18 protein-coding genes are annotated in these 20708 nt (G+C 34.2%); 12 read left to right on the forward strand and 6 right to left on the reverse strand.

What is annotated here, in order from left to right; translation table 11 throughout:
- Positions 1-51: 51 nt before the first annotated feature.
- The 3 genes from SPD45_RS11430 to SPD45_RS11440 all read right to left on the reverse strand — a co-directional run bounded on the left by SPD45_RS11430 (position 52) and on the right by SPD45_RS11440 (position 2008).
- On the reverse strand, positions 52-465 hold the full coding sequence (locus SPD45_RS11430; RefSeq protein WP_336267898.1) for an NEAT domain-containing protein: 414 nt from the start codon (positions 463-465) through the stop codon (positions 52-54).
- A gap of 17 nt (positions 466-482) precedes the next feature.
- On the reverse strand, positions 483-947 hold the full coding sequence (locus SPD45_RS11435; protein WP_336267899.1) for a hemerythrin domain-containing protein: 465 nt from the start codon (positions 945-947) through the stop codon (positions 483-485).
- Between the two features lie 185 nt (positions 948-1132).
- Positions 1133-2008 carry a LysR family transcriptional regulator gene (locus SPD45_RS11440; RefSeq protein ID WP_336267900.1) on the reverse strand — a complete coding sequence of 292 codons (876 nt, stop codon included), beginning with the start codon at positions 2006-2008 and terminating at the stop codon, positions 1133-1135.
- Positions 2009-2140: 132 nt separating this feature from the next.
- Between SPD45_RS11440 and SPD45_RS11445 the strand changes: the two genes are divergently transcribed.
- The 5 genes from SPD45_RS11445 (at position 2141) to SPD45_RS11465 (ending at position 7613) form a co-directional block, all read left to right on the forward strand.
- On the forward strand, positions 2141-3034 hold the full coding sequence (locus SPD45_RS11445) for an NAD(P)-dependent oxidoreductase (RefSeq protein ID WP_336267901.1): 894 nt from the start codon (positions 2141-2143) through the stop codon (positions 3032-3034).
- A gap of 2 nt (positions 3035-3036) precedes the next feature.
- A complete protein-coding gene (locus SPD45_RS11450; protein WP_336267902.1) occupies positions 3037-4509 on the forward strand; it encodes an aldehyde dehydrogenase in 1473 nt (490 codons plus the stop codon).
- Positions 4510-4524: 15 nt separating this feature from the next.
- Positions 4525-5514, forward strand: a complete 990-nt coding sequence (locus SPD45_RS11455; RefSeq protein WP_336267903.1) for a tripartite tricarboxylate transporter substrate binding protein — start codon at positions 4525-4527, stop codon at positions 5512-5514.
- Positions 5515-5574: 60 nt separating this feature from the next.
- Positions 5575-6045: a tripartite tricarboxylate transporter TctB family protein gene (locus tag SPD45_RS11460; protein WP_336267904.1), complete on the forward strand. Its 471-nt coding sequence runs from the start codon at positions 5575-5577 to the stop codon at positions 6043-6045.
- A gap of 62 nt (positions 6046-6107) precedes the next feature.
- Positions 6108-7613: a tripartite tricarboxylate transporter permease gene (locus SPD45_RS11465; RefSeq protein ID WP_336267905.1), complete on the forward strand. Its 1506-nt coding sequence runs from the start codon at positions 6108-6110 to the stop codon at positions 7611-7613.
- A gap of 1112 nt (positions 7614-8725) precedes the next feature.
- Here the strand turns inward: SPD45_RS11465 and SPD45_RS11470 are convergent.
- The 3 genes from SPD45_RS11470 to SPD45_RS11480 are packed head-to-tail and all read right to left on the reverse strand — an operon-like array spanning position 8726 to position 14994.
- The gene (locus SPD45_RS11470; RefSeq protein ID WP_336267906.1) at positions 8726-9778 is read right to left on the reverse strand and encodes a TIR domain-containing protein; all 1053 of its coding nucleotides are present in this window, start codon (positions 9776-9778) and stop codon (positions 8726-8728) included.
- Positions 9768-10235: a hypothetical protein gene (locus tag SPD45_RS11475; RefSeq protein WP_336267907.1), complete on the reverse strand. Its 468-nt coding sequence runs from the start codon at positions 10233-10235 to the stop codon at positions 9768-9770. Before SPD45_RS11475 ends, SPD45_RS11470 begins: the two co-directional genes overlap by 11 nt.
- A gap of 40 nt (positions 10236-10275) precedes the next feature.
- Positions 10276-14994 carry a DEAD/DEAH box helicase gene (locus SPD45_RS11480; RefSeq protein WP_336267908.1) on the reverse strand — a complete coding sequence of 1573 codons (4719 nt, stop codon included), beginning with the start codon at positions 14992-14994 and terminating at the stop codon, positions 10276-10278.
- A gap of 219 nt (positions 14995-15213) precedes the next feature.
- Here SPD45_RS11480 and SPD45_RS11485 point away from each other — a divergent pair, with 219 nt between their 5' ends.
- The 7 genes from SPD45_RS11485 to SPD45_RS11515 all read left to right on the forward strand — a co-directional run bounded on the left by SPD45_RS11485 (position 15214) and on the right by SPD45_RS11515 (position 20697).
- Positions 15214-15651 (forward strand): JAB domain-containing protein, encoded by a 438-nt coding sequence (locus SPD45_RS11485; RefSeq protein ID WP_336267909.1) that lies wholly within the window; start codon positions 15214-15216, stop codon positions 15649-15651.
- Positions 15652-15668: 17 nt separating this feature from the next.
- Positions 15669-15974 (forward strand): hypothetical protein, encoded by a 306-nt coding sequence (locus tag SPD45_RS11490; protein WP_336267910.1) that lies wholly within the window; start codon positions 15669-15671, stop codon positions 15972-15974.
- A gap of 96 nt (positions 15975-16070) precedes the next feature.
- Positions 16071-16640, forward strand: a complete 570-nt coding sequence (locus SPD45_RS11495) for a DUF1643 domain-containing protein (protein WP_336267911.1) — start codon at positions 16071-16073, stop codon at positions 16638-16640.
- A gap of 390 nt (positions 16641-17030) precedes the next feature.
- Entirely contained in the window at positions 17031-17894 is an 864-nt protein-coding gene (locus tag SPD45_RS11500; RefSeq protein ID WP_336267912.1) for a hypothetical protein, read from the forward strand.
- Between the two features lie 255 nt (positions 17895-18149).
- Positions 18150-18611 carry a hypothetical protein gene (locus tag SPD45_RS11505; protein WP_336267913.1) on the forward strand — a complete coding sequence of 154 codons (462 nt, stop codon included), beginning with the start codon at positions 18150-18152 and terminating at the stop codon, positions 18609-18611.
- A 39-nt stretch (positions 18612-18650) separates the two neighbouring features.
- Positions 18651-19058: a hypothetical protein gene (locus SPD45_RS11510; RefSeq protein ID WP_336267914.1), complete on the forward strand. Its 408-nt coding sequence runs from the start codon at positions 18651-18653 to the stop codon at positions 19056-19058.
- Positions 19027-20697, forward strand: a complete 1671-nt coding sequence (locus tag SPD45_RS11515; RefSeq protein ID WP_336267915.1) for a DUF927 domain-containing protein — start codon at positions 19027-19029, stop codon at positions 20695-20697. The genes SPD45_RS11510 and SPD45_RS11515 overlap by 32 nt, the downstream gene beginning before the upstream one ends.
- Positions 20698-20708 lie beyond the last annotated feature (11 nt).

A 20708-nucleotide genomic window follows, 5' to 3' on the forward strand; every position in this document is an offset into this window, starting at 1 on the left:
GAATTACCTTTTTCATTTCACTGGGTTTTGTCCCAGCCTCTTTTTGAATCGTTATTCTTGATTGGACTCTACTTTTTCAATGCTTGATGGATCAAAGGAAAGGCGTAATACTTCATCCCCTTTAAATGTACCACCTTCATGTTCGACTTCATATTGAACACGAGCTCTTAAGTTCATTGGAAGTTCATCTAGTTCAAACAGTTCTGAACGTCGCTCCATTTCGTCATTTACATGGCGGTCTATTGCCTCCAAGAATTCATTTGGACGTCGTTCTACTTGGAATCCAGTAATTGTTTTTTCACTTTGAAATAATAATGCAATTGTAAGGAATGTATTATCTTTCGTGATGACAGCGACTTGTGATAAGTAATTTGCCATGGCAGATTCTTCCTTTGCATCTTTTTTTAATGTTTGTAAATGAATCGTATATGTACCATTTTCTAATTCGATATTTGTTTTACTCATCTGTTCGTCCTCCTCATTTATTGTTCATCATGAATATATGGTGCCATTTCTTGTAGTACGTCTTCTGGCAATGCTTTTTCAATCATCGGAAAGATAATCCTTTCTTCTTTCCGTACATGTTGTTCGAGTAAATGTCCTAGTTCATGCATTTCCTCAATTAAAGGTGTAGTGGCATTGGTGATTTGTCTAATGAGCGAACGTATTTGTACATGTTCCACAAGCATTTCTATGATTAGTGGATCTTGAATATCTCCATACTGAGCATAGACAGGTAATAAAATTTCCTCTTCTTCACGAAAATGCGCTTGTCCATTTGGTTCCCAAAAATCAATCACTTCTTGACGGATTTCTTTATTACTTAATAGACTTTCCGATGTATTAGCTCGTCTAAGTTTTACACCTAGATGTAATGCAACCATATGGTGTCTGGATAAAGGTTGTAGTACTTCATGCCGTTTAATACCTTTTTTGCCACTTTCCATTTTGATCATCCTTTTTCATAAGAGGTTTTATCCATTTACAGTTTTTTCAATTAATTATTGGAAATTCACCAAACTAAACATTCATATCCCTCTAGAAAATTATAATTACGTATAATCACATTATAACATTCGAAGTACATAATTATGTTGTTATTTATAGTGATTTTAATTAACGATATGTAGGTTTATTTCCCTTCATATAATGTATCCTTCTTATTAGATATATAATTCCAAAAAGATCGTACGGTAATATATTGCATAGCTTGTTCGCTAGCATACATCCACACATTTCGTTTTAAATCAAATTGTTTGCTGCTTAATGGTAGGCAATATAAATCATCTTGGTTATTTAAAGTCAACCCAGTTAATATGGAATACCCTAAACCCGAACGGACAACCTCCTTGCAAGCCTCTGCATTATCAACCTCAATAACAGACTTGGGATGGGAATTAAAATGATCTGTCCACCAGTTATCAATTAAATTTTTTAAGGAAAAGTTAGTTTTATAATTAACCCTTGTCATATTTGGAATATCATTTAGCTCAACCTTATCTTTAGAAACAAGATAAATTCCATCAGATACCAAATGTTGTTTATAAGCACCCCATTCAATATTTTCTCTTAAAAAAGCAATATGAATCTTATTATTATGCAGTGATTCCGTTAAAGAAGGGCTAAATCCTGTAATAAGATCAATGGATACCTTATCATTTTTATTTAAAAAGTCTGATAGCAATGGAGGCAAAAGATACTGGGCAACCGCACTAGATGCGCCAATATATAACTTTCCTTGTACCCTATCATATGAAGAAAAAATATCTTCCTGTAATTTTTTCATATAATCCAAATGTTCTTTAGCATATTTTGCAACCATTTCTCCTTGTAGAGTAATTTGGTATCCTTTATTTGTTCGAGAAATGAGCTTGGTCTGAAAGAATTTCTCAATCTTTCTAATACGATATGTTATGGCTGGCTGGGATAAAAATAACTCACCTGAAATTTTAGAGAGACTTTTATTGTTATAAATAAGCATTATAATTTTCCAGTCTAAATCATCCATTAAACATCACCCCCCTTAAAATTATTTTATAACTAACTATAAATAATATTTAATTTTAATTATAACAAATGTAAGCTACAATGTGTATACGCATTCATTAGGATTATTAACAGTAGTTTTAGGAGGTTACAAATGGAACATAATGTTGGAATTATAGGGCTTGGTAATATGGGGAAGGAGATTGCAATGCGTCTATCGGCGAAGCATCAGGTATATGGATATGACGTTAGCGATATAAATAAAGCTGAAGTAGAGAAAGAAGGAGTAATATTTACTACACTGGAGGAGCTCGTTTTAAAATCGAAATATATCTTTTTATCACTACCTAATGCAAAAATTTCAAAAAGTATCTGTAAGGAAATTGTTTCATATATTAATTCAGAAATCATTGTTATCGAGACGAGCACTGTGCTACCACATGATGTGAAAGAGTTAGAGACTATTTTAAATGAACGCAACGTTAAAGTAGTCGATGCAGCAATTTTGGGCGGTGTAAAACATGTGAATGAAGGTAGAGCTAGCTTTTCTGTCGGAGGAAATGAAAACGCTATTTCGGAAATCACCGATATTCTGCTCACATTAGGAAAAGAGGTAAATGTGATTGGTAACTTGGGAACTGGAATGGCAGCAAAGGTGATTAATAATGGTATTGCCCATAATGTGATGGTACTGATTATGGAGGCAGCTAGCATTGGAAGGAAACTTGGTATCGAGCCAGATAAAATTTTTGGAATATTAAAAGGAGAAACAACCTTTGACCGTCCATTAAATTATCGATATAAAGAATTGGTGCAACAGCATCAGTATGAAGGGGGAATGTCTACACTTAATGCACAGAAAGATTCTACTTTGATTTTGGAATTAGCACAGCAGTTGAAGGTGCCAATTTTCACAATACAGGCTAGTCAGACAGTTTACGATATTGCTGTAAACGAAGACCTTGGGCATTTGGATTATGCATCAATTGCGACATTATGGGAGAAATGGTGCGAAATTAGTTTTCTGGACGAAAAGGGGGTAAAATAATAATGCGAAAATATCAAATGTACATTGACGGAGAATGGACAGAAAGCAGTGATAATGAAATGCTGGATTCCTTGAATCCGTATACTCAAAAGGTCTGGGCACAGATTCCACAGGCAGCTGAAAGCGATGTACAGCATGCTATTGAGGCGGCAAAACAGGCATTTCACAATGGTTGGAAAAATATGAGCGGAATAAAACGAGCCGCTTGCATGAATCGATTGGCTGATTTAGTTGAAGAAAATGCACAAACAATAGCTGAAGCAGATTCTATAGATAATGGTAAATTAATGAGAGAAACAGTGAAACAGGTTAGTTTTGCTGCACGGGCTCTGCGATTCTATGGAAGTTATGCTGATAAATTGTACGGTGAAATGATTCCGTTGGATAATACAGAGCTGTTTGATTACACAGTCAGGGAGCCATTGGGTGTTGCGGTGTTAATTACTTCTTGGAATTCACCGATTCAGCTTTTATCTAATAAACTAGCACCAGCATTGGCAGCAGGGAATACCGTCGTTATTAAGCCATCTGAACATGCTTCTGCATCAACATTGGAATTTATCAAATTTGTGGAAAAAGCAGGATTTCCTAAAGGTGTTATCAATGTGATAACCGGGGATGGAAAAGTTGGCAGCTTCCTGACAAATGCTGAAGGTGTTGATAAAATCAGTTTCACTGGCGGTCAGCTTGCGGCAAGGCTTATAGGGAAGAGTGCGGCTAGTAACTTTACTCCTTTAACACTGGAATTAGGTGGCAAATCCCCCAATATTATTTTCGAAGATGCAGATCTTGAGTTAGCAATACCAGGTGCAATGGCAGGGATCTTTGCTTCGACTGGGCAGACGTGCATTGCAGGCTCACGGCTCTTTGTACAAAAAAGTATTTATCGTCAAGTATGCGTTAAATTAAAAGAACGGGCAGAAGCAATAATTATTGGCGATCCGATGAAAGCCGAAACGGAAATGGGACCGATTGCTAATGAGCCTCAGTATAATAGCATTGTCAAAGTGCTTGAAAACTTGAAACAAGAAAAGGCAGAAATCATTACTGGCGGTATTGATGAAACTAGAAATCTGGGTGGTTTCTTTGTAAAGCCGACTATTGTGGTGAATGTCGATAATAAGATGGACATTGCACAAAACGAGGTGTTTGGTCCGATTCTATGTATTATTCCTTTTGAGACAGAGGAAGAAGCTGTTAAATTAGCGAATGAATCTGACTACGGATTAGCTTCAGGGATTTGGACAACCAATCTGTCAAGAGCACATAGAGTTGCGAAACAAATTGAGGCTGGAACAGTTTGGATTAATACGTACCGGACAAGCGCAATTCAGGCACCATTCGGCGGAGTGAAGAAAAGTGGCTACGGCCGTGAAAGAGGGATGCATTCTCTTTATGATTATACCCGGATTAAAAATGTCATGATTGATTTATCCAATGATGTAAGGGATCCATTTGCCATTAAAACAAATTAACAGGAGGATTTAAATATGAAAATGAAAAATAGTTTCATACTTGGTTTTGCGCTTATACTGATGATTGGGATTCTATCAGCATGCGGAGATTCTTCAAATGAAAGCAAAGGAAATAGTGATAAATTCCCTGAAAAAGCAATTACATTAATTGTGCCTTGGAGTGCAGGCGGCGGCACCGATACTGGTGCGAGAATTTTACAGCCATATTTAGAAGAAGAACTTGGACAGACTGTTACTGTTGTGAATAAAACCGGTGGTGGAGGCTGGGTAGGCTGGAATGAATTAGCGAATGCCAAGCCAGACGGCTATACTATCGGTTATGCCAATTCACCGCATATCATTACAGGTTACCTTAATCCTGAATTAAAAAGAGATAAGGACTTAGATGATTTTACAGCCTTAGGTATGCATGTCATTGATCCGGATACTATTTCCGTTCGCGAAGATGAAGATCGCTTTACAACGATGGAAGAGTTAATTGAATATGCGAAAGAACACCCTTTAACAGCTACTGCTACAGGTGAGGGTACAGATGAACACTTGGTTATTTTAAATATGAATAAAAAGTATGGAACTAAATTCGAACCAGTGCATTTCGATGGAGCAGCAGAGACACATACTGCAGTACTGGGAAAACATGTGGATGTTCTGGTTGGAAATCTTGGAGAAATTCTTTCCCTAAATGCGGATGGCAAGATTAATGTGTTAGGTGTGGCGGCAAAAGAAAGATCGGAATTCTTGCCGGATGTGCCAACATTGGAAGAACAAGGGTTTGAAATTTATCAGGAATCATCACGCGGTTTACTAGGTCCAAAAGATATGGATCCAGAAGTAGTTGAAAAAATTAAAACAGCATTGAAGAAAGCAATTGAGAATGAAGAGCATATTGATAAAATGGCTGATCTGGGTTTTGGCGTACATTATGAAGATGGAGATACATATATGAACGTTCTAAAAGAAGATGAACAGGCTGTAAAGGAGTTAAATGACTTATTAGGTTGGTAATAGATAGGGGGATTCCCCCCTTCTTATATTATAATATGTCGGATCTTTGGAGGATTTAAAATGAAATTTCGTATACATTACGATGTTTTTACTGGTTTATTTCTGTTAATTATATCTCTTTGTTTTTACTTTATGTCTGCTGGTTTTCCAAGTGAAGGAAAACTCTTTCCAGTAACGATTATTGTGTTACTCCTTTTATTCAGTGTATTAATAATGTTCAGTGGTATTAAGAAAACCTTGTTCAATAAGGAAGACACAACCAGTACAAATGGAGAAAATGAGGAAGCTTTCCAAAAAGAACAAATAAAGATTCCGCTTATTACATTGTTTTTAATCGTAGTCTATATAATTCTTATAGGTTATCTAGGCTTTTTTGTATCAACCATATTATTTATGACAACAGTATTGCTGCTCTTGAAGGTAAAAGGAATAAAAGGGTATTTATTTACTGTTATAGGAACCACTTTATTTTTGTATATTCTTTTTGTAAAGTTACTGCATGTAGCGATGCCGACAGGGTTACTGTTTTAGCCTAACCCTATCGTGTGACTGTATTTAGCGATCGTCTGAGTATAAAAAAAGAGGTGAATGATTTGGATCAGGCAATAATTCAACAAATATTAGCTAACTTATTTTCATTTCATACTTTAATTGCACTACTAATCGGTGTTGTAGGTGGAATGATTATGGGAGCTTTACCAGGGCTGAGTTCTACAATGGCAGTAGCATTATTGGTTCCAATTACTTTCGGAATGGAACCGGTTGCTGGACTTGTGATGTTAACTGCTATTTACACATCTGCAACCTATGGTGGAAGTTTATCAGCTATATTGCTTCATACTCCCGGAACTCCCGCTTCTGCGGCTACAGCTTTGGATGGTTATGAATTAACAAAGAAAGGACAGGCTTCGAGGGCGATCGGAATTGCTACTGTTTCTTCCATGATAGGAGGATTTATCAGTGGTTTAGCCTTGTTGTTTTTAGCTCCACCACTTGCTAAAGTTTCTTTGCTATTTAGTGCACCTGAATATTTATTTTTGTCTATTTTCGGTTTGACGATTATTGGTAGCCTTTCAGGAGGTTCGGTTATTAAGGGATTGGCATCTGGTGCAATTGGTCTTTTAATTGGCACAATTGGAATTGATATAATTACAGGTTTCCCAAGATACACCTTTGGGATTACTTCACTTGAGTCAGGGATTTCATTAATCCCAGCTCTAATCGGTCTGTTTTCACTTTCACAGGTCTTTATTTTATTGGAAGGCGGAAATACAGAAGAGAAAAGCAATGAAATTAAACAGTTGATTAGCAAATTAATTCCGAGTAAAGAAGATTTCAATAAAATATTCGCAACTATTTTACGTTCTTCGGGTCTTGGAGTGTTAATTGGTATTTTGCCAGGTGCCGGCGGTGATGTTGGTTCTTGGGTAGCATATAATGAAGCAAAACGTTTTTCGAAACATAAAGAAGAATTTGGAAAAGGAAGCATTGAAGGGATTGCAGGATCTGAAACTGCTAATAACGCTGTTACAGGAGGAGCGCTCATTCCTTTGTTAACACTTGGGATTCCAGGAAGCTCAACTACTGCAGTGTTACTTGGTGGTTTGATGATCCAAGGGCTTGTACCGGGTAATGATTTATTCACGGTACATGCGGATGTCAGTTATTCCGTAATTCTTGGGTTCTTAATTGCAAATATTTTAATGGGTATAGTTGGACTATTTGGCGCAAAGTATTTTATTAAAGTTCTAAATGTTCCGCAAAATATGCTGATCCCTATTATAATTGCACTATGTGTGATTGGATCGTATGCGATTAATAATAATGTTTTTGATATTTGTATTATGCTTATTTTTGGGGTAATTGGTTACGCAATGAGAAAAACTGGTTTTAGTCCAGCACCTGTTATTTTAGGGCTCATTCTTGGTCCAATTGCTGAGAAAAGTTTAGGCCAATCTATGGTAATGGCGCAGGGAGATTTATTTGGATACTTTGTTTCCCGCCCAGTGACAGTGGTGTTTATGGTTCTAATAGTTGTTACAGTAGTTTCTCCATTGATCATCAATGTGGTGAAGAATAGAAAAACTAATAATGTTTGATATATATGAGTAAGTAAAAACATTCTCCTAACGCTATAATCGTAGAGAGAATGTTTTTTACTGAATTAGAATGAGAAGACAGGGTCAAAAGCACAATTCTCTTTTTGGTGAAAGGCAATTGGAATTAAATTCATTCTATCAAACAAGTAGAAACAAGATTAGAGATAAGTTGAATCAGCAAACGGACTTTAGAAAATTAACTACCAAAGGTTGTAGAAGATCTACAGGACGAATCTAAAAACGTATATGATTAAATAGATAGAACGGGACATTATTTAGAAATGAACCTGATATTAAAAATGAGAAGAAACAGACAACACGAGAAATGGATATGGAAGGAAATTGTCAAAACCAGTTCAGGTATACTCGATATCAATAACTCATTAGTCTTTGATGCTTCGTTTAATCCAGAGTTGATTCCTAAATGAAGAACATACATTTCTGTCATTGGGAACTAAGTATGGAAAAGGAATGTTTCAATGGGCTATATCTAATAATAATGAAGAAGATTATGGATTTTCGGTATCTAATGAAATGGTATCTGATATTACCAGTCAAATTTTTTAAGAACTTGAAAAATGGCAAACAAGCTCTTAAAAAGATAATGTATTGGAGATTGTATACACATAATGAATGATTTATTCTGAAATTGGAAAACTAACCAAAAAAGAGCATCAATATGTGATAAGCTCACTAAAATGATATTTATGAAACAGAGAATTGGAATCAAAATGGGAAGGTGTTCATATCCAAACCTGAGCAATAGTTATCGATCAACTTTTTATTCATGATGATTAAAAAGATAGGGTGTTAAAGTACTTTGAATCATTTAAACTTATACACTTTATTTGAAAAACTCTTAACCTAAAAATTTTATTACTTTACATTTACAATTTTCTTCATATGATTAGATAGATATTTATTTTTTAATGCTTTAATTGTTACCACTATTTATGATACGGTTCACCGTACCGTTTAACGATGATAAAATTTATCAGGGAGTAAAATCAGTGACTATTTAATTGGGTCAGTAGACTAAAAAAGAGTAAGTTGTATTTCCACGACTTACTCTTTTTTAAACTTTCTTCATATCTAAGCCAAACATTAATAAATTATGTCTTTTGATATATTATATCCAGGAACTTTTTGAACTTATTTTCATTTAATTCAGTTAAACTTACATTTTTCCAATCACTAATATCGTTGAGAAACTCACCTATATTTGAAGAGATGTTTTGGATCCTTCTTAATTCTGCTAAGGGTTCTACCTTATTAACTTGTACTTGTATAGTATCAATCATTTCATCTAACTTTTTTTGCTGTTGCTCCCAAAAAGTTATATATTTAATTCGAGAATGAATATCATATATATCTGCTGAAAAACTATTGTGTTCAGAATGTAGATTACCAATTAAAGTAGAGTCCGATTTATCAAGAATTACCAATAGCATTTTATCTTTATATTCTCTATCCCTCATTACTTCATAAATTTCATACATACAATTAACAGACTTTAAATAATTATCGCTAATAATACTAATAACAAAATCATGCTTTCCTATAGATTCCATAAATTCTTTCAAACTCTCTTTAAAAGCAATATCACGTTCATCACGTTTTAGAACTATTCCCATTTTACTTAACGCCTCGTCAATAAAGTCTGCAAACAATTTGTCTGCCCAGCTATATGATAAAAATACTTTAGGATTTTCAGGTTCTATAACCCCTGGTTTCAATGATTCTACCCCATATATCGTATCCTCTAAATGTTCCCTAATATGATTTATTAGGTGAAGTACTACTTGATTATTAAAAGCATCGATATTGCTTTGGATTTTTTTCCCTACTCTATATCCACTTATGGCTCCTAAAAAATTATTATTATCATTCATGTACTTAAGTAGTTGATAAATAAACGATACTTCTTCTTTTTCTTGTAGTGGTAAATTAAACTTATCATTCCATGATTTATTAGCAATTACTTCTTTGATATCGATTACTTCTTGTACACATTCATTTAGGTAATCCTTTATTATTGGAGTATCGTCTATAAAGGTTAAGAACCTTTTCAAATCTTGTTGTTCTGTGCCATATTTTGTGTTTAAATATCTTGAAGAAACACTTCTGAAATCTCTACTTATTTTAAAAAGACTTTTATCGTTCATGCTCATATCCTCCACATTTTATACAATAAGGAGTAAGCCACTTATCAAGAACAGTAACTTTAAGCTTAACGTTACAACATTCTTTGTGTGCCATTATCAGTGTATCATCATTCTCATATAACGACTCTACTATTGGAGAGGGCTTTTTAAAACCCTTTGTTTTTATAATACCTTTGGTTCTTCGCTTGCTGTTAAAGCCTTTGAACGCATTGTATATTATTTCTTCAGCATAGTTTTTAGCGATAGACATTGATAAATCGATAGTTTCTTTAGTATAAAACGTGCTTACTTTGTTTGCTAACCCACATATTGGACAAAAAACTTCATCTTTATCAAGTGTTTTAAAGTACTGACCATTAATTTTGAATCTATTGTTGCAATATGGACATTGCATTGAGAAAAATCCATCTTCATCAAGTGGTATATCAATTTTAAAAGTGACATTACTGATTTTCATCACATCCTTCGAATAGTTTAGGAAGACTATTAAGTAAGGTTTATTCTTCTACTATCTCTAAAGGTGGTAAGCTATTAACTAAATCGACTGTTTGCACAGATACATTGATGATGCTTAGAAGCAAGTTAAAAATATACTTTTCATCATCGGAATATAAGTTAGGGTCATCGGTTATACCTGATTTCCTATCTGTCTTAACTTGATATTGATCCATAATCCATTCTATTGCCGAGCGACCATTTACCATATATTCATAAGCTTTTTCTGGAATGTTATTAATGGTTATATCACCATTATAAATAATAGAAGATTTGCTATTAATCAGTTTCCCTTCATTATTACGGATTCTTTCATATTTCATCTTATTAACTTTATACGATGGGTTTTCTTTTGATACAATCGTGACATCATGATAAGTTTCTATGTTTTCATAATCTATATGTAGATTAGATAGCGATTTTCCTATTCTAACAAATTCCATTTTATTTTTTAATAAAGGAATACGTGGTAATTCCTTTGTTAGATTATTTGAATATTCCTCTTTATATTCTTTTGAATGTAACAACGCATAAACGTAATAAAATATCTCATCATCATTTAATGTTAGTTTCTTTCTAATATATTCAGTACTATTAGATTCTTTAAAATCAAATAAAATATCCGTATTTGATAAGTATAGGGGAAATACTTGACCGTTATCTATCAAAGCTGATTCAGGAATACTATTTGTAACTAATACTGAAAAACCTTTCCGTGCACCTGGGCCTGCTATCATAATCACTTTATTATCAGTAGCAAATATTTCGTCGAACTTTCCCGGTCTAGCAATGACGGGTCTATCGAAATAAAGATATTTTTTGGTGAAAGGTCTATATTGAGATAATTTAATATTTTTCGAATCGAAGTCAATTTTTTCGTTTCTTAACAGTCTTCTTTTTAACTCGTCACTCCAACTAATTTTTGTTGAATCAATAGTGATTTTAGAAATTTTTTCATTTCTATCAGTTATATTTAATAGTCTATCAACTTCATCATTATAATTACTTATCATGTATCTAATGGATTTTTTTAATGTACTTATTGAAAAGTTAAAAACCCACTTATCCCTTTTAGTTTGAATTCCTATTGATTTAAAATTGTAAACAGAGTCACTCTCACCTTGCAATAAGGTAAACTTTAAAAAGTCTTGGTTTCTTTGATTAATCCAATCATTATTTTCATCAGGTGTGATTAATTTCCACTCTACATTATCGACGCTTCGAGTATTTTTTAATTTATTTAGTTTTTCATTTTTGTTCAAACCAATCCCAATATCTGAATAATAGATTTTTCTCACATCAGAATTATCTTTAATTAAAATTATTATTGCAACACCTGTCAAGATATCAAAGACATTTTGTCCTTCACGTTCAATTGCCTTTGTAGATCCCCCTCTTATAGAACCGAGTAAATTATAAACATAAATATGATTATAATCTTTATATAAACTCTTTCTTAAACCATCAGTACTTGTTTTGTCTAAGAATGAGTTAGCTGTTATAAATGCAACAATTCCCTTTTCCTTCAATCTATCTGTTGACCACCTAAGCGCCCTAATATATGAGTCGTACAATGTATGAGTAGCATTGGAAGCCGAATTATAAACATATGAATTAGCTATTGCAGTATCAACTGCCTCGTACCTAATGTTTTCATCATTATAATTACCCGTTCTATTCCTCGCTGAATAGGGAGGGTTGCCAATGATAGCAAATATCGGTTCTTCTTGTTGTCGTTTTAATCTTTCATTGTTCTCATTGAACAACACATCTTCAAAGGAATTTTCTTTTTCTGTACTTTCAAATGTATCCGTTAGTACTATTCCTTCAAATGGTACATATTCTCCACCATATAAACTATGGAACGTTTCTTCAATGTTGATTGCGGCGATGTAATAGCTAAGTAGTACAATTTCATTTGCATGAATCTCTTGTGTATATTTCCTCAATAAATCCTCTTTAGGTATTAATCCACTTTGCAGTAATCTTGTCACAAATGTTCCTGTTCCAGTAAATGGATCTAAGACATGGACACCTTCACTAGCCAGTGATTTACCAAAGTGCTTTTTAAGCACATCATCGACTGAATGAATGATAAAATCTACTACTTCGGTTGGCGTAAATACAATTCCTAATCGTTCCGTTGTTTCTTTAAAGCCAACTTTAAAGAACTTATCATATAGTTGAATGATGATGTCTTGTTTCGCCTTTAGGTTGTCAATACCTTCTGCACGGATTCGTACACTATCATAGAAGTCATCTAACTGCTCTTGCTCCTTTAATAAGCCTTGCTTATCTAGTAACTCTAAAATAGATTCCATTGCTTGTGATACAGGATTATTATTTACGAAGCTATATGTTTCAAATAAGGCTTCAAACACAGGCTTTGTTATTAAATGTTGGGAGAGCATTTCAATTGCTTGTTGTTCAGAGATTGAGTCATTAATGTTGTGACGAATACTTTTCATGAACTTCTGGAACTCTTTGTAAACAGTACTTGTCTTATCTTCTAGCATGACATTAATCCGTGTCATATGTTGCTGAGCGATTTTAGCAACATCTTCCGACCATTGCTCCCAGTAACGAACGTTACCTACTTTTTGAACAATCTTTCCATAAATCGCCTTTTCTAAATCGGATAAATTTTCCTCATCTAACTCTAACGCTAGCTGTTCGTTAATATCTCCCTCTTCTGGATATTCTAATCCACCTTCACCGGGAGCATCGCCAACTCCAATAATTGAAATTTGGTTTGGCTTCTTTTTATTTAATTCAAGCTTGTTAATCGTTGCATCAAACCGTTCATCGATAGAACGTAATGCGTTTAGGATTTCCCAGACAACTGCATATTTCTCGTTGTTGTCTAAGATAGAGTGAGCTTCTGCACCTGCTGGAACGCCGATTGGTAAAATAATATAACCATAATCTTTACCTTCTGCTGTTCGCATAACTCGTCCTACTGCTTGTGCTATATCAATCTTTGATTTACGTGGTTTTAAAAACATTACAGCGTCTAAGTCTGGTACGTCTACACCTTCCGTTAAGAAACGAGCATTAGATAGAACTCGACAAGTGTTATTTGGCACCTCACTCTTCAACCAATCAATCTTTTCATTCTTTTCAACAGCATTCATTGTTCCATCAGCATGTTGAATCTCTATGTTAAACTGTGAACCAGTCATGTTCTGTTCTTTATATAAATATTCATCTACAACAGTAGAGAACATGTCAGTAATCATTTTTGAATCCTTAATGGTACCTGTAAAGGCAATAGCTCTTTTCATTGGCAAGCCAAGTGTTTTGTTTGAATCACCATCACGCTTTACAAGACCGTTCCAGCAACCAATGATTTTGGTTACATCATCAAATTGTAGACCTGACTCTGTTTTAGAGAACATATCTTGGAATCGTCTAGCGATTACATCTTCGTCTACTGCTAAAACCATAACTTTGTAGTCAGTTAAAATCCCTCGACGGATTGCCTCGCCAAAACCAATTCGATGAAGTTCTTCACCGTAAATATCAGGGTCGTTCATATCTGCAACAACAACCGACTTTTCTTCTGCTTTTCTTTTTGCGTCTTCACCATATACACGTGGTGTTGCTGTTTGGTAAAGTCTTTTCTTTGCTTTGATATTGTCATTACTATGTACCTTAGTAAATGCAGAACCTTCTTGCCCTAACTCTGTCGTACCAGTTGTTCTATGTGCTTCATCACAAATGACTAAATCAAAGTCATAGAATCCTTGTTTCTGTGCATCAATGATTACATCAATAGATTGGTAAGTAGAGAAGACAGTTATAAATTCTGGTTGTTCTTTTTTCTCTTCGATAACCTTTTGATAGTCTAGAAGTTTTTCGGTGTTTGTAGTAGCTGGGAATCCAATGTCAGCAGTAGCAATATCTTCTAATTCTGTTCCGATTCTTTCCTTTGTAACTTTTCTATCGGAACATACTGCAATTGAATCCATAGCAAAGTTTATATCAGCATTCCAACCTCTTAATGTTTGTAACAGTAATTGAATACTCGGAACAAGGTATAAAACTTTAAACGTACCACTTGCTTTTTCTGCCATTCTCTCTGCAATAGCCATGGATGTAAATGTCTTTCCTGTTCCTGGTGCCATAATTAACTTTCCACGGTCTGCGTCCTCAAATCCTTGGATTACATCATTAATAGCAGGAACTTGATGGGGACGTGGAGTCTTTCGTTCTTGCAAGACAACCTTTTCAGGTGTAGTAAATGTGTACTCCGACCAATCGATTCTACTTTCTTTTAATTGGGATAGAGATATCCGCATAATGTTTTTATCTCGATCGCCTAGGGCAGTATCGGCATTTTTGGACCATTTATCAGTTGTAGTTATAATTAAACCTTCGTCATAATATTTTTTCCCCACCTCATTAAGAAATGAGTCTATATGTGATTTTTGAATCGTAGTATCTTTATCATAATATTTAGCTTGAATGGCAACTAGCTCACCTGTTTTGGCTTTCTTCGCTACCAAGTCAACCCCAGTATCAACTTTTGGTATGTTGTATTCTTCAGGTACTTCATTTAACATCCATACATTTTCAAATAGTCTTTGGTAGGTTGGCTCATTTTCTAAATATGTTTTTACAAGCAGTTCAAATAAGGTTCCTCTGTCTCTTTGCGTTCGATATTCTGTATCTATTTCTTGAACTAATGAAATAAAACTTTTAGCACTTTCTTTATACATTTATAAATCCCCCTCGTATGCGTACAAGTTTGAAATAATATAGGCTTTCATTATTCTTTTTCTACATTAATTATAGCATAGCAAGTACTACTTCTCTCCTACTTTACACATAGAGTGAGCGTTCTCCCTTTCGAATATATATTATAACCACGAATGAATACCTTTATCGTGTTTTGTTATTGAATGTGTAACTAATTTAAGAAGAAAAGGAGAATAAACATGAATTACATCCCAGTTATCAAGCTAAGACAAGAAATCCTTCAAGAAGCACCAATCAAATTTAAAAAGCTTAACAATGTCACTAATGTTGTCAGCTATGCTCAAGAGCTCATAGGAGACTACGACAGAGAAACGGTTATCGTCTTTGGTCTTAATACAAAGATGGATATTAATTTTATCTCTACAGTATCAGTTGGTTCGTTGAATTCAACAGTTGTTCATCCACGTGAGGTGTTTAAAGCGTGTATTATCCGTAATTGTGCTCAGCTTATTATTGCGCACAATCATCCTTCTGGTGATGTCAGTCCGTCGGCTGAAGACTTTCGATTTACCGATCGAATATGCGAAGCTGGTAAATTACTAGGAATTGAAGTTACAGATCATGTCATCGTTTCACCCACTCAGTATTATTCGTTTGTAGAAAAAGGTCACATTTAAATTAGGAGGTAGATTATATGGGTTATACATATCTAGCTATAGATATGCTCAATCAACATTTAGAAGAGATAATTAACGTAGAAGATACAGCAATGGAATCAAATGTATTTGAAGTTGATGAGTTGGGCCATTCATTTATTCCAGTTAGCCATCGAACTTTATTTGCAGAATATTTAACGGTAATGACTCATTTATATGCTTATAAGCAACTTATAGCATATGTTATCTATCCAAATATCGATTCAAAGTCCAAGCCCATTTTGATTGGGTTAATTCAGGAAGATAAATTATTAGATTTTAAAATTGTGTTCGGAGGGTTTTGAATGTATAAGATCACTTTGCTGCTTGAAGTTATCGCATTGGTCGCAACATCTGTCGCAAGAGAACTTAAAAGAAGAAAATAAAGGAGACGATTATTTATGGTAAAAGAATTAACAGCTAATATTTCTACTAAAATCATTGAAGAGGATTCAGGGACCCATCGTTATGTACTAGAAAGGAACTGGAGTAATAAGAAAACCGCTACTATGGCAACCATCTTAACTCTTTATCCTAGTACGAGTGAATTAATCATCACAGATACCACTACAAAGCTTATCACAAACAACATTTATAAATTAGGCTATGAGGGTCTTTTTTCTGTGAACCTATTTTCTAAACTGAATTTTATTGATTCTTCAAGAAGCAAGAAGGAAAAGCGAAACTATAAAACTGCTTCAAATGCAACGAATGACAAGTATATTATAGAATGTGCAAAAAAATCCGACATATTTATTTTAGCTTATGGTAGTTTACCATCCAAAAATAAACAAGTACAGGCAAGGTTAGAGCAAGTAATGAAGTTGCTTGAAGAAGAGGAATTGATTTCAAAGGTTAAAATTCTAACAGACTTAAAAGAAGAAAAATGCTTCCATCCGCTTTCTGCAAATGTGCGAAATGATTGGAATCTGATACAATATATATCAGATGAAGGGAGTCCGATTACATGACATTATTTAATACTGCCGAAGGCTGGCGAGATAATATTATTTGGGTTAACGAGACTAAAAAGTCTTGATAATAGGAATGCAACGATACCAAAAGAAAATTCTAAATCTGGAGCAACTAAGGAACTGCTCTATAAAAGATATATCCATAGTCTGGTTGCTCTTAGTTTTACCGATGAATACCAATATATAATAGATGAGCATAATATTTCTGACATTTTGATCAACTCAATAAACTATGATTTTATAGACGGCATACCTGATGTTATAGATTCGAAGCTAGACTTAATCGACTTACTAAAGAAAGTACCTTCGTTAAAAAGAAAATATCACATAGACAATTTTTATAGCCGACTGTTTCAAGATGAAATCTTTAAAGTGGAGTCAAAGGCGTTGAAATTTGTATTGTATTTTATGACCTCTTTCTATAATTTGAATGACTTATTTAATGATTATCATCGTATCTTCAAGGAAAGAAAAAAGGAAAAGTATGAACCTTGGGAAAAAACAGCTTATTTTAATCAAACTATTGCAGAAATATATCGTGAAGATTTTTTCTTCACTATGCTACTTGAGGTATTAAATCTAGCGGCTTTCTCAAGCAATCAGTTTACGGTAAAAGATATTGTAAATATATACAACGGGTATTTAAAAGATAAGCCTATTGATAAAGATGACTTTTCGTATAAGTACCTCTATGACTTGCAAACTGAGAACATCAGGGGAGAATTAAATGATGGTGACGAATTCTTTAAATGGATTGGCGATACAACATGGAATAAGCAGGTTAATGGTAGGCTCACTTTAACATCTTCTAAAACGACCAATGAGTCAGTTGTAAATTTTATAATTCCCGAGGGGATTGCTTGTTTAAATTCTGATGAAATAGATTCTGCATTAAAGCTAATCTTAAACCTGTTTGTGATAAACATAAATTATGATGCGGTTAGGAATGATTTGCTGGACAATGACTATAACTTCATGCCTTCTGATGTAATAAAAGAAACACTCAACACCCAAAAAGAACATGCAAAAAAAATGGCGTTACATCGCATAGATGAAAAAGTATTTTATGAGAGAGAAAATGAGTTCCATATTTCACAGCACCGTAAAACATTATTTCAGTCTAAAATCGATGAAGCAGCAAATGTAAGTCACTATATTCTAAATCCGAAAATTCCACAATTAGTAAAAAACATTTCCGTAAAAGTTGATGCAGATGATGCGTATATCGACTTTATTAGAGTGCTAACATAATTGAGATAGACAGATAGATAAATAAATTTAAACCATCGACTAATAAGCGTAATGAAACAATCTGAATTGATTGCATTCATTACGCTTTATTTTTTATCTACAAATCCCTCCAAAGTCCACATACCACAAATAACTTCAACTGTCAACTCCGTCAATAAGAGCAGGTCGAAATTATCCTTGCTAGAGTTAATGTAGCTTATATAAGCATATCCAAACGATCGGCCAATCGGTTGGAAATTAAAGGAGAGTGTAAATATGTTGTACAGACTTGATAATTACAACCTTAAATTAGAAAAGGGAGAAGGTAAAGAACTGAAAAATTTAGATTTGTCATATGCAGTACCTAACTGTCATGACGTTCTATTTTGCCTTGTGTTTGCGTCAGTTGAATTGAATGAATACAGAGCTTATCTAGAAAACGTTGAGGTAACTGATGCGGGAACAAGGTTACTATTTAAAGAAATTAATGAAGAAAATGTGCGACCTTTTTACAAGTTATATTGGATTCCAGCAGAATATGATTATGTAGTAGAAGGATTACCTCTTATATTTGAATGCATTGATGAACCAGATCATTTCGGGACGATAGAAGAGCTGATGGCTCGTGAAGTAATTGTTCGTGAAGTTATATCTTCTCCAAAAAAAGATAGTTGTGAAATGAAAGATGAGCGTAGAGCTTTTCCGGTTAATCTTTATAGTTTAGGTTTTATTATTTAATCAATGAGAATGGTGTACAAATACAGAAAGGAAGTTTCCATGAATAATAAAAACAATTCCCAAAATATGTTTTTAACAAATGCATCTGTAGATAAATTATGTTTAGTTGCTAGTATCCATCTCTTGTTCGAGGAAGAAAACTATTGGACGGTTGTTATAAAGCCTGATATGCACGAGCTACTAAATGGTTATTTTTTTAATGATTATATGTCGTTTCACATTCCCAAAAACATGCCTAATGAACAGGCAAAGGTAGAACGCTATTTCGATACAGTAATAAACAAACAGGATTTACCAACTGAGGAGAAGTTTATTTTTGTTTTCACAAAACGCAGTAGGGACGATGGGTTTACCAACTATTGGCATTTTGATTTTTTATTAAAGCCAAACCGTCTTTTGGAGATCTTAAATCCTGATGATTCAGGATTTAGTGCTTCAGATGGTTGAACAAGTACTTCAAGCAGAAGAATTCACTTTTGATATAGACGAAGGCGTAAGTTATTTGACAGAAGAAGGAAGTCAATTTTGTTCACTGTATGCACGAATTAGCAGTGTGTTTATTGATAGCAGTACGAATACACAGTCTTTTAAGCTCGATTATTTAAATAAGGTTACGCATCAACTCAATACCCTTAACGTTTCTTACAGTAAAATCTTACCGAATAACATCATGTCGTTAATGGAGTTTGGCGTAGATGTGACGAATAAAAATAGAATTACCTTAAGTAATGCATTAATAGCGAGCTTAAACCTAGCTAAAACAGTATATGTAAATTGTAACTATGGATTGGATCAGTTTAATAACCAAACAATTTTTGTAACCGATCGTATTCATTCAACATATCCAATTGAGGAATCTATCCAGGTTTCCCATGAAAGATATTCCTTATCACCTGAGGGACATATGGAAGAATGGATGGAAATGTATGAAACATGTGTGGAGGGTAATTCAGCGCTTGAATTAGCAGTAATGTTTGGCTTAAGCTCTCCTGTGCTTGCCTTTCTCAAGCAATTTAAACCAGATTTGAAATCTCTGTTAATACACGTATCGGGTGATAGTACAACGGGTAAAACGACGGCCTTAAGTTTGGCTGTATCAGTTGCTGGGAGTCCTAATACAGGAGATAAGTCACTCCTAAGGCATTGGAACGGAACCTTGAGTTCTGTGATGGCAAGCCTTGAAAACGTGCATGGTATCCCTATAGCATATGATGAGCTGTCCACCAATACTCATTCAGATTTAACAAGCTTAGTTTACTCTTTAACAGAAGGAGTTGGGCGCTCTCGAGCTAATATCGATGGGAGTCTACGTGAAGTTGGTTCTTGGTCAACGGTCATGCTTAGTTCTGGTGAATTAAGCATTTACAACCGTTTGACTCATAACGTTGGCTTGAGGGTCCGAGTCTTTGATTTCGAGAACCTAAAATGGACTGATTCTGCGGAGCAATCAGAAATGATTAAGCATATTACTTCTCAGAATTACGGCCATCTTTTACCAACTTTTGTGGATTATTTATTTAAAGTAGGTAAAGAAAAAATCAATGAAATATATGAAGCGCAAATTGAAAAATTAATCAACGTAATGCCTGAATCGAACACTAAAACACGTATTGCAGGAAAGTTAGCATTAATTTTAACAACAGTTAAATTGGTCAATCAATCCCAGTTATTGCAAGTTAATCCAGAGGGAATTATAGACATCTTGGTTGAGCATGAAGTTAACCATCTCGAGGAACGAGATTTAGGTGCGACTGCATTGGATAAATTAATGCAATATCTAATAGTTAATAAGCGATTCTTGAATCCATATGGTCATAACACTATAGGTTATTTAGATGGAAAAACTGTCTGTATCTATCGTGACCAACTTAGTAAAATTTTGAAGCAATTAGGATTTGAGGATGCTCAAATCATCGTAAATCGTTGGATTCAGTCCAATGATATTATTTATACAGAAAAAGACCGTGTTACTACGAGAAAAGTAATTGACGGGAAAAGATTTATTAGTTATAAGATAAAAATCCCTCAAGCCTATGTAGATGAGGGGTTAAAAGAAAGTAGGTCTGTTTATGAATCCAGAAACTGAACATAAAATTT

Origin of the sequence: Pseudogracilibacillus sp. SO10305, assembly GCF_037072005.1 — a bacterium.
GTDB lineage: Bacteria > Bacillota > Bacilli > Bacillales > Amphibacillaceae > Pseudogracilibacillus > Pseudogracilibacillus intestinigallinarum.

Coding starts and splice junctions, on each gene's coding strand:
- SPD45_RS11475 (WP_336267907.1), bottom strand. CDS start 10,235: ATGAAAATCAGTAATGTCACTTTTAAAATTGATATACCACTTGATGAA.
- SPD45_RS11460 (WP_336267904.1), top strand. CDS start 5,575: ATGAAATTTCGTATACATTACGATGTTTTTACTGGTTTATTTCTGTTA.
- SPD45_RS11505 (WP_336267913.1), top strand. CDS start 18,150: ATGTTGTACAGACTTGATAATTACAACCTTAAATTAGAAAAGGGAGAA.
- SPD45_RS11450 (WP_336267902.1), top strand. CDS start 3,037: ATGCGAAAATATCAAATGTACATTGACGGAGAATGGACAGAAAGCAGT.
- SPD45_RS11470 (WP_336267906.1), bottom strand. CDS start 9,778: ATGAACGATAAAAGTCTTTTTAAAATAAGTAGAGATTTCAGAAGTGTT.
- SPD45_RS11490 (WP_336267910.1), top strand. CDS start 15,669: ATGGGTTATACATATCTAGCTATAGATATGCTCAATCAACATTTAGAA.
- SPD45_RS11515 (WP_336267915.1), top strand. CDS start 19,027: ATGATTCAGGATTTAGTGCTTCAGATGGTTGAACAAGTACTTCAAGCA.
- SPD45_RS11440 (WP_336267900.1), bottom strand. CDS start 2,008: ATGGATGATTTAGACTGGAAAATTATAATGCTTATTTATAACAATAAA.
- SPD45_RS11495 (WP_336267911.1), top strand. CDS start 16,071: ATGGTAAAAGAATTAACAGCTAATATTTCTACTAAAATCATTGAAGAG.
- SPD45_RS11480 (WP_336267908.1), bottom strand. CDS start 14,994: ATGTATAAAGAAAGTGCTAAAAGTTTTATTTCATTAGTTCAAGAAATA.
- SPD45_RS11485 (WP_336267909.1), top strand. CDS start 15,214: ATGAATTACATCCCAGTTATCAAGCTAAGACAAGAAATCCTTCAAGAA.
- SPD45_RS11455 (WP_336267903.1), top strand. CDS start 4,525: ATGAAAATGAAAAATAGTTTCATACTTGGTTTTGCGCTTATACTGATG.
- SPD45_RS11435 (WP_336267899.1), bottom strand. CDS start 947: ATGGAAAGTGGCAAAAAAGGTATTAAACGGCATGAAGTACTACAACCT.
- SPD45_RS11430 (WP_336267898.1), bottom strand. CDS start 465: ATGAGTAAAACAAATATCGAATTAGAAAATGGTACATATACGATTCAT.
- SPD45_RS11445 (WP_336267901.1), top strand. CDS start 2,141: ATGGAACATAATGTTGGAATTATAGGGCTTGGTAATATGGGGAAGGAG.
- SPD45_RS11510 (WP_336267914.1), top strand. CDS start 18,651: ATGAATAATAAAAACAATTCCCAAAATATGTTTTTAACAAATGCATCT.